The 10,899-nt window shown below is 40.6% G+C and carries 12 protein-coding genes; all 12 read right to left on the minus strand.

The features are described 5' to 3' along the window. Window position 1 precedes the first annotated feature (1 nt). Genes FSB76_RS18995 through FSB76_RS19050 form a run of 12 tightly spaced genes read right to left on the minus strand, consistent with a single transcriptional unit; the run spans window position 2 to window position 10,899 of the window. On the minus strand, window positions 2–1,222 hold the full coding sequence (locus FSB76_RS18995; protein ID WP_147056063.1) for a glycosyltransferase family 4 protein: 1,221 nt from the start codon (window positions 1,220–1,222) through the stop codon (window positions 2–4). Further along, complete coding sequence (locus FSB76_RS19000) at window positions 1,219–2,172, minus strand: glycosyltransferase family 2 protein (protein WP_225976248.1); 954 nt, start codon at window positions 2,170–2,172, stop codon at window positions 1,219–1,221. Before FSB76_RS19000 ends, FSB76_RS18995 begins: the two co-directional genes overlap by 4 nt. After that, window positions 2,169–2,951, minus strand: a complete 783-nt coding sequence (locus tag FSB76_RS19005) for a DUF5672 family protein (RefSeq protein WP_147056065.1) — start codon at window positions 2,949–2,951, stop codon at window positions 2,169–2,171. Before FSB76_RS19005 ends, FSB76_RS19000 begins: the two co-directional genes overlap by 4 nt. Next, window positions 2,951–3,793 (minus strand): FkbM family methyltransferase, encoded by an 843-nt coding sequence (locus FSB76_RS19010; RefSeq protein WP_147056067.1) that lies wholly within the window; start codon window positions 3,791–3,793, stop codon window positions 2,951–2,953. Before FSB76_RS19010 ends, FSB76_RS19005 begins: the two co-directional genes overlap by 1 nt. Continuing rightward, window positions 3,733–4,659, minus strand: a complete 927-nt coding sequence (locus FSB76_RS19015) for a glycosyltransferase family protein (protein WP_147056069.1) — start codon at window positions 4,657–4,659, stop codon at window positions 3,733–3,735. The genes FSB76_RS19010 and FSB76_RS19015 overlap by 61 nt, the downstream gene beginning before the upstream one ends. Before the next feature lie 16 nt (window positions 4,660–4,675). After that, window positions 4,676–5,548 carry a glycosyltransferase family 2 protein gene (locus FSB76_RS19020; RefSeq protein ID WP_147056071.1) on the minus strand — a complete coding sequence of 291 codons (873 nt, stop codon included), beginning with the start codon at window positions 5,546–5,548 and terminating at the stop codon, window positions 4,676–4,678. Then, window positions 5,538–6,413, minus strand: a complete 876-nt coding sequence (locus FSB76_RS19025) for a glycosyltransferase family 2 protein (protein WP_147056073.1) — start codon at window positions 6,411–6,413, stop codon at window positions 5,538–5,540. The genes FSB76_RS19020 and FSB76_RS19025 overlap by 11 nt, the downstream gene beginning before the upstream one ends. Window positions 6,414–6,453: 40 nt before the next feature. Then, window positions 6,454–7,344 carry a glycosyltransferase family 2 protein gene (locus tag FSB76_RS19030; protein ID WP_147056075.1) on the minus strand — a complete coding sequence of 297 codons (891 nt, stop codon included), beginning with the start codon at window positions 7,342–7,344 and terminating at the stop codon, window positions 6,454–6,456. A gap of 11 nt (window positions 7,345–7,355) precedes the next feature. After that, window positions 7,356–8,219: an alpha-1,2-fucosyltransferase gene (locus tag FSB76_RS19035; RefSeq protein WP_147056077.1), complete on the minus strand. Its 864-nt coding sequence runs from the start codon at window positions 8,217–8,219 to the stop codon at window positions 7,356–7,358. Next, window positions 8,219–8,956 (minus strand): DUF268 domain-containing protein, encoded by a 738-nt coding sequence (locus FSB76_RS19040; protein ID WP_147056079.1) that lies wholly within the window; start codon window positions 8,954–8,956, stop codon window positions 8,219–8,221. Before FSB76_RS19040 ends, FSB76_RS19035 begins: the two co-directional genes overlap by 1 nt. Before the next feature lie 39 nt (window positions 8,957–8,995). Further along, the gene (locus FSB76_RS19045) at window positions 8,996–9,616 is read right to left on the minus strand and encodes a hypothetical protein (protein WP_147056081.1); all 621 of its coding nucleotides are present in this window, start codon (window positions 9,614–9,616) and stop codon (window positions 8,996–8,998) included. Window positions 9,617–9,624: 8 nt separating this feature from the next. Continuing rightward, window positions 9,625–10,899, minus strand: a complete 1,275-nt coding sequence (locus tag FSB76_RS19050; RefSeq protein ID WP_147056083.1) for an ABC transporter ATP-binding protein — start codon at window positions 10,897–10,899, stop codon at window positions 9,625–9,627.

Raw genomic sequence — 10,899 nt, forward strand, 5'->3', positions numbered from 1 at the left:
TTTAGTTGTTCAAAATTCGTTTCAGCTTTTTGTAAGCCTTAACCAGCATTGGTGGCTCTCTTCTGTCGAGCCCTTCAAAGTAAGGGTGTGGCGGGGGCAGGTTTAACCTGGATGGTATCGCGATTCTTTTTTTTTGCCTGCCTGCTAAATCGTTAAACAGCTCCGTCCAACTGGCCAGGTTTTTATCCGAAGAGAATTGGTCGGTTATCAATTTTTGGCAGTTTAAAGATAATTCCTCCCACTTGCCGGGATTGTGCTTGAGGTATTCAATTTTCGACAGCAGGCCTTTTGTCCCATTTGTAAACAGGCCGGTAGCGCCATCGTGTACCAATTCCGGTATTCCCGAATTGATCAATTTACAAACCGGCACTACGCCGCAGGCCATTGCTTCCATTAAAGCTACAGGGATGCCCTCATAATCAGACATCAGTACAAATGTGTGGCTGGAAAGCAGCACCTGTTGAACATCTTCCGGTAAGATGCTGCCCGCAAAAAAAACATTTTCGGGGTTGTTATATGCGTTAATAATAGTGTTCACTAAAGCTGCATCGGGCCCCGATCCATAAATGTAAAAAACTACATCAGGAAAGTTTTGTGCGCACTCGCAAAAGCAGGTTGTTATTTCATCTATGCGTTTTTGTTCCTTAACTATCCTGCCGATGTAAACTACTTTAAAAGTTGTGCCGGGCTTTAATATAGCCTTCTGTTTGGGTACAGGGGCACCGCAGGGTATTTTATATAATTTAATATTTTTATTGCGTCCCTGAACGCTTTTATACAATGCTTCCGATACGGTAACAACGGCGCTTAGGTTGGTATCGTTAGGTTCGGCAACAAACTGATCAATTATGGCTGCGTATTCGGCATCGTCGTTATGTAGTACGGCAACGGTTGGTATGCCGGCTTCATTTGCCCACTTAGCGGCATGCAAGGCAGGCACCATATTGCCGGGTATAAATACATCAGCGTTTTCGGCCTGCAAATATCTGAGCATCCAGTTGGCCTGTTTTTCGGTATAATGCGCGGTTGGTATTACGGTACATTTTATACCCAGCGCTCTTAATTTAGGAATTGTTGTGCAATCCTTTTCGGCTGCCCAGGCAATAAAAATCGCGCTTACTTCAATACCACGATTAGCTAAAGCAGGCAGTAATCTTATTAGCCAGGTATTAATCCCGTTAATAATATCTTTTCCATCGTAAGCGCAAAAAACAACCTTCACAGGTTCTGTTTAAGATTAAACTTGTCTAAAATGTTAACTATCCTGTTGTATACCCGGTGAAGCAATATCTTCTTATCCCAATCATAAACAGGGCCGTGGGCATCCTGGCTGCAAATGAGCTGGTGGTCTTTTTCCCGTGCTGCATTCAGCCGTGGGCTTGATGTTTTGGCATCTTCGTGCACATTGGCTACAGAGAGTGGTTGTTTAATTAACTTTCGCGAATTGCCTTTTACGATGCGAAGCCAAAGCTCATAATCTAAAGAACATTCCAAAGCCTCGTTAACAGGTTGATGGATATGGGCAGCCCAGAAGCATGACGGCTGCGGCAGCACCGGGATGCGGATAAAATAATCTAATAATGGAATAACCTTAAAAAGTTCAAACCGCACTGTTTTAACATGAAAGTTATAAGCATAGCCATATATAAAATCGACCTTTGTAGAAATAAACCTGCGGGTTACTAAATAAAACACATCTTTCAGGTAATAATCATCGCTATTTACCCAGGCCATATAATAGCCCGATGCCAGGCTAAAGCCTAAGTTAATAGCATGGCTTTGGCCATTATCTTTTTCGCTTTGCCGGTAACTGATCCAAGGCGAGTATTTTTCAATGATATCTTTAGAGTTGTCGGTGCTGCCGCCATCTATTACTATATACTCCAGGTTAGGGTAGTTTTGTAACAGTACCGACCGGATGGTTTGCTCTAAAAATTGCCCCTGGTTATAGGAGGGGGTAACAATAGTTAACTTAGGCCATGTTGTGTTAGCATCGTAAGCGGCAGCACTGCTTTCTTCTGTCCAGGGCCAGCCTGTTTTACCTTCCGGCGGAGCAGGCAATAGTTTTAATAAGCCATCTTGTGCAGGTGGCACTATAGGCAAAGGATAGGTCACTCCTTTTTTTTGGAATGACGACCGGTATGCAGCAAGATCAGGAAGCGGGAGGTTCAATTTGGTGTTTGATGGGTTTTAAATATCAACGGTTTCCAGGTTTCCCATTCATGTTTTTCAAAAGCGTGGCAGCCAAAAGGTAGTTGGTCATTGAGCTTTTTTAATGACAGTGCCGGCGATTCTTCTATCGAGAACCGCAGGGCCAGCTCATCGGCAGGTAATCTAAAAAGCGGATAAAATATATTGCCCCAATATTTAAAAAAGCCATCTTCGTTATGGGTGCCCCAGGCTTTAACTTTTCCTTTTAGTATGTTGAGCAACCAATAGCAGGTTTTGGTTTTCCGTAAAGAAAACCCCCCGTTGCCAACATTGCTTATTTTACGCTTTGTTTTAAAAACACGGTTAATAAAGGTTATGAATTTTGAATATCCCTTTAAAAATTGAATGCCGGCGGCCTGGTTTTCATGCGGTATGTGCGGCGCGCCAATGAAATCGTAATTTTGATTGCACCAGTATGTTAGCTCATCTTTAAAAACATAGGCATCTAACTGGTAAATAAGAATGAATTTATAGTCAAAAAATCGTTTATAAAAATCGGGCGATAGCATCAATTGATTATACCCGGCAACACTATCAAAGTATAACTCATCAAAAGTAATCATTTTAAAAGGGATATTATCGCAAACATCCCTGTAAACGGCAGCATCTAAATTGGGGGGCCCCAGAAAGATGATTGGATAGTTTTTTAAAACAGATAGGCATTGTTTCAATGACATCAGCTCATTATTATCCGGTTTTTTTTTATAAATAGGAATAACTACTGCTACAAGGCTACTCATTATGACGTTAAGGTATCAACAGGTTGGCTTCGGTAACAAAAGATATTGATCAGCATATCCATACCTAAAAATATTTCTCTGCTAATAAACGGATACAATTTGTGCGAGCCCTCTTTAATGTAATAACGCATACCGGCTGCAGTTATATAACTCAACAGCAATTCAAGATCCTGTGGTTTATCAATAAAAGAGTGATATTCTAAAAACAGGTAATCAACTTTTTTTAGCTCGTCGGCTATATCTGGTATTACGTTAATTTCTTCTCCCTCTATATCAATTTTTAAAAACGTTATGCTTTCATACGTGCCCAGGAATGATTTTAAGCGCGTTGCCTTTACCTGTGCTGTTTTCCTGTCATCGGCCTCATGAACAAGCATACCCGAATGCCCACCCTCCAGCCAAAATGTTAACATGGCATCCTGATTGGATAAGGCCTCATTGTGGCAAATAATTGAGCCGTTGCCAAATGTGGCGGCATTTTGCTTTAAAACGTTGAATATGTCGGGGTCGGGCTCAAAAGCAACAATTTTTGCAGTAGGATAATTTATAGCAAAATAAATTGTTGCAAGGCCAATGTTGGCGCCACAATCAATTATTGTAATTTCTTTTTGGGGTGGCTCAAATTTGTAAATGCCATGTACAAATATTTCATCGTAGGAACCTAAAAATGTGACTGCATCAACAATTTTTATTGTTTTACCGTGAAACGCTACATCTACCGGTTGAAACCGGCCCTGTTTTTCAAGCAGGCGCTGATCTTTAACCGAAAGCGCATTATTATCTACCTTAAAAAGCTCAGTAACTTTCTTCTTAACCTTTTTAAGTTGTTCTTTAATTTCCATGAAAGTTTTTGTTTTTCCAATTCTGCGCGCCAATCAAAACCAAGATAGTGTTTATAGTAAAGTGTGTCGTTTTCAATGTTTATATCCCTGTTGGCCGGATGGTTGATGTGCAATATAGCATCCAGTTTTAATTTGGCGTAATTTGAATTGGGGTTGGTTGTGTGGGTAGCATTTGCATTAAACCCTATATTTTTAGTCAAATTTGCTGTCGGGTTTATAATAATGCCATTTTGCTTATAAACGGTAAATATCCATTGGTAATCCCATATGTCGTTCCCTTTATATTGCATATTCGTAAAAATATTTTTCCAAAAGGGGTAATTATCGCCGTAATAAGCTTTCAGTTGCGTATCGGTATTTGATGATGGCCAATCTTTCATGTCATAATCATAAAACTTCCAGGCCCGCCTCCATGTTGCCCAGCCCCAGCCGTGTAACTGTTTGCTAAAATAATAGCTGTTTTCGGTGTCTTTAGGTTTTATATCAGCAAAAAAGTAGCTGCCGCTTATGTGCATTATTTGCTCGTCGTTTTTATAATAATTAAGCAGTTCTTCGCAATAGGTAAAAAACGACGGATCGGTATCTATATCATCTTCAAGGATTATCCCCTGTTCAACGTGTTCAAAAAACCAGGTGATAGCGCCGGCGGGCGCTACTCCGCAACCTAAATTTTCGTCCCTGAACAAGGTTTTAACTTCGCAATCCCAATCAATATTTAATGCTATGTTTCTTGTGGCCTGGCACAGTTGGGCATCGTTTGGATGATTTGCCCTGGGGCCATCGGCGGCTATAAACAAAAACTTAGGTTTTTGCCCGCGTATTTTTGCAAAAACCTGCTCTGTTGTATCAGGCCGGTTAAAAATCATAAATAAAATGGGCGTATTAAACATCAAAACTCCTCCTTTTTTGCAAGTGCATTAATACATCTGCGGCTTTCAATTTAATATAGGCCGAAAGGCTATAGATCCTGTCAAATAAGTTGAGCGAGGACTCTTTTGACAACGCCGCCTGCTTTAAATATAACCTCATTGGGGTAAATGGTCCGGTAAAAATACGGCTGCCGAAATATTTCACAAGCATAGCACCTCTTTCCCGGTGAAATTTATGATCAACGGTCCCCGTACTGTAGCCGCCAACAAAAAAATTAGCTATTATTAAGTCGATATAAGAAAACGATGTTCTGGCGTAACATCTTAAGTTAAATTCCTGGTCGGCACTGGCAATATAACTTAAATCGTAATGGCCAAATAGCCGGAATATGCTTTTATGATAAAAAATGGCCTGGTGGCATATATTGGTGCTAATCATTTTTGCCATGTCATATTCTCCGTTAAATACCACATTGTCCAGGTTCCATTGATTTTGGCCACGCATCAGTACATTGCCATAAACAACTTTATCGCTAATTTCGCCGATTTTATTTGCCACCAATGAAATAACGCTGTTGTTATACAAGGTATCGTCGCTTCCTAAAAAGTATAACCAATCGCCATTGCACCTGGCTATTCCTTTATTCATGGCGTCATATATTCCGTTGTCTTTTTCGGATACGAAGTTTATGTAAGGAAACGCTGCCTGATATTGCTTAATAACGCTTAATGTGTCGTCTGTAGATAGTCCGTCCATCAGCCATACTTCTATATCAGTATAATCCTGGTTAACAATGCTATCCAGGCAGTTGGCTAAAGTGCCGGCTGCATTATACGTAGGGATTATAATAGAGATTTTTGGCTGATTGGCAGATTTAAGCGCCATTGAACATGGTTTTAATATAAAAACTGATCAATCTTAACTTATTAAAGGGCTTTAGCCTCAGGAAAGATTTTTTTGCCAAAGGCAGCAATACACCTTTTTGTTTATAAGGATAGTAGGCCTCAAATATCCTGTTATCCAGGCTGGCCGCGGTGTTATTCAGTAAATAAAACGCCCGGTGATCTTCCATCAGCTTAACCATATCAAGCCGGTTGAAATTCATATTCATGCCCGTTGCCGACTTATTCCAGGTGTAAACGGGCTTGTTTAAGTAAAAGCCTTTACTACCGCTTGCCATCACCCTTATCCAAAAATCAACATCCTGTACCGAGTACGAGTACTTGAGGTTATAGCCGCCCACTTTTTCCCAGGTGGCTTTTTTGCATGGGCTTGTGCCCAGCAGTTTCCAATCGGTCCCCAATTTTTTAATGTCAATGGTTCCGGCTGTTGTTACGGTACTGCAATCCACAACCTGTGTTTGGCCGGTTTGTAAATCGTTAAGGTAATAATTGCCTGCTATAAAATCGAATTCCGGGTTTTGGTTAAATGCTGCATAAATATCATCAATGGCGTGTTCGGGGAACACATCATCGGCATCAAGTGGCAATATGTAGGGGGTAGTTGCGTTTGCGAAACCGAGGTTACGCGAGTTGGATAAGCCCAGGTTTTGCCCGCTTTGAATTACTTTATAAGCAGTAAACCTGGCCAATAAATCTAAAAGCCTTAGGGTAACCGGGTTGGTTGAGCAATCGTCAATAACAATTACCTCGGTTTGTTTATAAATATCATTGTGGTATAACGATCGTAAAGCATCAATTAGGCACAGCTCTTCATTAAATACGCAAATTATAACTGATAACTTATACATGATTTAATGAATGGGATTATAATAGGCCTGGGTGTAAAAACTACCCAAAAACAGAGACAAGCTTAAATGCAAGCTTTTGCTGTATATACGCCGGCCCTGCAAAAAGTTTTTTAATAATGAAGGCTATTAAAGCCTTGCCCTTGTTGTTAAGATGGGTTATAATAATTTCAAGACATTCAGCATGGAATTCTGGCCTGAATATGTACCATTTTAGTTTGCCCATGAGTATCTGCCCTACTTTATCATCCTGGCATGTTTTAAGCAAATTGCCGTAAACATGAAAGATGGGTGCCGCAGTATTTTGATTTTGAAAGGTTGATTGATTGGTATGTATCCTGTAGTAAAAAAGCCTGTCGGCCGTTGATTTAAACACTTTATTGCTGATAAGGAGTTTTAGCCACAGATGGTAATCTTCTACGTTTTGGATATTTTCATCTTCTGTAAATCCGCCTGCCTGCAATAACGCTTCTTTTTTTATCAATACCGAAAGGATAGGGATGCGGTTTTGCTGAACAAAATCGATAAAATTATTACTATTCCAAATTGGCTTTACATCAACATCATAGTCTTCAACCTGGTTGCCGGTAAGGCTATAACCTTGCGCAAAATGCAAATCGGTGTTTGTATCTGCCGATAAAAGTTTTGTTTGGATAGTCAGCTTATCGCTTGTCCATTTATCATCGGCATCTAAAAAGGCTATGTATTTGCCCCCGCTGTTTTGTATGCCCAGGTTACGGGCTTTTCCCTGCCTTCCGTTTTGTTGAAACAGGTATTTAACCCTTTGATCGGTAAGCTCAAACCGCTTTATTATAGCGGCTGTATCATCTGTCGAGCCATCATCGACAACAAGCAACTCCCAGTAAGGATATGATTGATTGATAACGCTTTCAATACTTTCGGCAATATAATTGGCCGCATTGTAAGCAGGCATTATTACAGAAACTAAATTTTTATCCAATTTGACGGAACAATGTCTGCTTTAGCGGATACAAACCAGTTATAGGGCGCAATAACTACCTTACCGGGGTTGGTATTTAACCAGGCCCCCCACCAGCTATAACTACTGTTGGCTATGATGTTGTGGTGGCACAGGCTCATCAAATACATATCTTCCCAGGTGTTGGCCGCGGTTTCTGAAACAATAGTGACGTTATCGCCCAGGAAACCAAAGTTTAATCTGCACCATTCCGGGTCATCCGAAAAAACAAAATAATGAGGGTTGCTCACCTGCATTTCTAATTTATCTTTTGCCTTTTGGTAGTAAGATAAGGGCAATATGCCATGAAATGCTTCTACTTCGGGCCTTAAATAATCTCCGCGGCGTACATGCAGGGCTACCGGGTTTTGTGCTTCGAGTATCGCTCTCTTTTTTTTGCCGGCCCCGTTTAGGGAAGGGAACTTAAAATCGAGTAAAAGTTGTTCTCTTATTGATTTAAAATAATTTTCATTCTGAAAATAACCATCTAAATATATTGTAGCAGAGGTTATTTCCTGAAGATTAATAAACTCATTATTTTCTGTTTGGCAAATGAATACTGCCCGCGGCATCAGGATGCGTTTAATATACCTGTAAATAGCTTTCCTGCTTTCAATTAAAGGCTTCATAAACCTGTTTGCCGTTTTAAACCTGATATTGTTAAAAATAGCCAGTTCAAAATGCCTTGCCGTAAGGGTGCTGGTGCTTGTGGTATTGGCGCTCAAAAAATTCAGATCAAAGTATACAGGTTTGTCACCGCTTATGCTCCTGGCCGCGGCATATTGAAACATTTGGTTGCCAAGGCCGCCCTGCAGTTTTATGATGATCATTATTGTTTTTTAAACCAATAGCAGCCGCAACCATATTTTTGTTCGGCAGCATTTTCCATATCCGCATCATCAATAAATTCACCGGCATCATTTATGAGCGAGAACTTTTTTAGCGTGCAGCCATCCAGGTAGTTTACGATATCAAATGGATTGTAAATACGATGCGCGTTAAAAAGTATTTTTTTTACGCCAACCGGCACAACAATAAGTAAATCGCCATTTACTGCGCATACTCTTTGTAATTCATTTATAGCTTTAATATCTCCATCGGGGTCTAAAGGATCGCCATAACGCCCAAGGCCTATATGTTCAATAGTATGCATGCATGACAGGCTTGCAATACTGTTTGATTCAAATGCCAGGTTTGTTAAATCGCCTTCAAGACAACTTAAATTGTCGAGATTTAACTTTGCCGGGCGAAAATCATAAAATTCGGTTTTTATGAAAGCCGAGATCATACTGCAAAAATGGAGGGTAGATGAAATATCTACATGCAATGCCGGGTTAATATCCCTGATGATCCTTGCTGCCCATGCCGGATGATAAACATAGTGAGCATCAAAAGGGGTGACGCCGGTATTATCATCCAGGCAGGGATAAATTTCGCTTTTCGACATCGGAAACCTTTTCTGAACATCGAGTTTTTCAAAACTATCATAGTCGTTGAAAAATGAATCAAGCCTGTAATCTTTTTGACTTTTTTTATTTTTTATTAAACGAAAGATTTTTTTGATCATCAGTCTTATGGTAAAGGTTGTAGCCCACCCCGATTAGGGTTATTTTAGAAATACGCTAATGATGTCATCGGCCACCTCTATTATTGACGATGACCTGTGCTGTTTTATAAAAGCAGTAAGCTCGGGAATAGTGGGATAATCATCCTGGCCTACGAACAGGCGGGCATCATCTATTAATAAAATATGATCAAGGGGCTTTGAACTGAATATGGCGGTTAGCTCTTCATAAATGGGACAATCTTTATCCCCCTTGGCTGTTATGCCTGCCGAATAATGTCCATCTAACCAAAAAATAGCAGGCTCATTAATGGTTGGTGCTAATTTTACTAAAACATTGCCACTATCGCCCTGTAAGATGGTGATATGCTTTTGCTGTTCAAATTTTTTCACAGCATCGCGATACAAATCTTCGCCCAACTCAATGGAATATATTTTTTTAAAATTATTACTCTGAGCAACCACCATTTCGCCCAGGTATGTCCCGGTTTCCACAAACAATTCATATTGAGAGGCATCTTTAAGCGCCTTGATAATGCCCTGTTTTACTATGTGCGGTGGCGGAACAGGTTTGCCCGCTGCTTCCCAGTCTTTTATAACTGTATTGGCCTGTGGGCCATTGTTGTTAAATATTTTCCGGTATATTTTTTTTAATAAATTCATCGTATGCGTTATTGTAATGACGAAATAGCTACCTGCATAGGGTTCAGGATTAATCCAACGTTGTTTGTTCTGATGATGGAACTATCCATAAATGCATCCGTTACCTCAGATATCATAAATGATGCAGCATTTTCCAAGTAATGAATTGGTCTTTCATAGTTAGATAACCCTATCGTAACGTTGTAATTACCTGGTGCCAGTATCAAATCTGTTTCTTTAAAAATGGCCTGGTAGCAGCCCTCTTCCAGATCCATCTTTACGCTCCAGCTGGTCCTGATGTTGACATCGATAAAATTATTGATCCCCATCCCGATAATAAAGTGTTCTGCTTTTTTATTGATCTTAAAAAATACACGTATTTGCCAAAACTGGCCAACCGGTATCTCCTGGATAACATCGCCATTGGCATTTTCAATTTGTATTTGGGAAGCGTAGCCAATTAATTCATCGGCATTATCCGGTAAAGGAATTTCGAACACCGCTTTTTTTATCCTTGAATCCTGCAGGTACCGGTCAATAACATTTTCTGTTTTATCAATGCAAATGAGCTTGCCGTTTTCAAGCAGCATGCCATGTTTGCAAAGCTTTTGAATGGCTGCCATGTTATGGCTTACAAATAATATCGTTCGTCCTTCGCCTTTGCTTACATCGCCCATTTTGCCCAGGCATTTTTTCTGGAACTCGGCATCGCCAACGGCCAATACCTCGTCTACTATTAAAATCTCTGATTCGAGGTGAGCAGCTACGGCGAAAGCCAGGCGCACATACATGCCCGATGAGTAGCGTTTTACCGGGGTATCAACATATCGTTCTACGCCCGAAAAATCAACTATTTCATCAAACTTTCGTTTTATTTCGGCTTTGCGCATTCCCAGGATGGCACCGTTAAGGTAAATGTTTTCGCGGCCGCTCAGTTCGGGATGAAACCCGGTACCAACTTCTAACAGGCTGGCTATACGGCCTTTTATTTTTACCGAGCCGGTTGTGGGAGCAGTAACCCGGCTCAGGATTTTCAAAAGGGTACTTTTGCCTGCGCCGTTCCGGCCTATAATGCCGAGGGCGTCGCCTTGCTCAATATCAAAATGGATATCTTTTAAACTCCACACAATGTCGCTGTCTCCTTTTTTCGAGCGATCATTAACCTCGCCTATTTTTAAAAAGGGATCTTCTTTGCCGCGGATTCTGGCCCAGTAACGTTCAAGGTCGCGGGATAAGGTCCCGGTGCCTATTTCGCCTAACTGGTAAGCTTTTGAAAGGTTATCTATTTTAATTACCGGCGGCAT

It is taken from the genome of Mucilaginibacter ginsenosidivorax (assembly GCF_007971525.1).
Taxonomy (GTDB): Bacteria; Bacteroidota; Bacteroidia; order Sphingobacteriales; family Sphingobacteriaceae; genus Mucilaginibacter; species Mucilaginibacter ginsenosidivorax.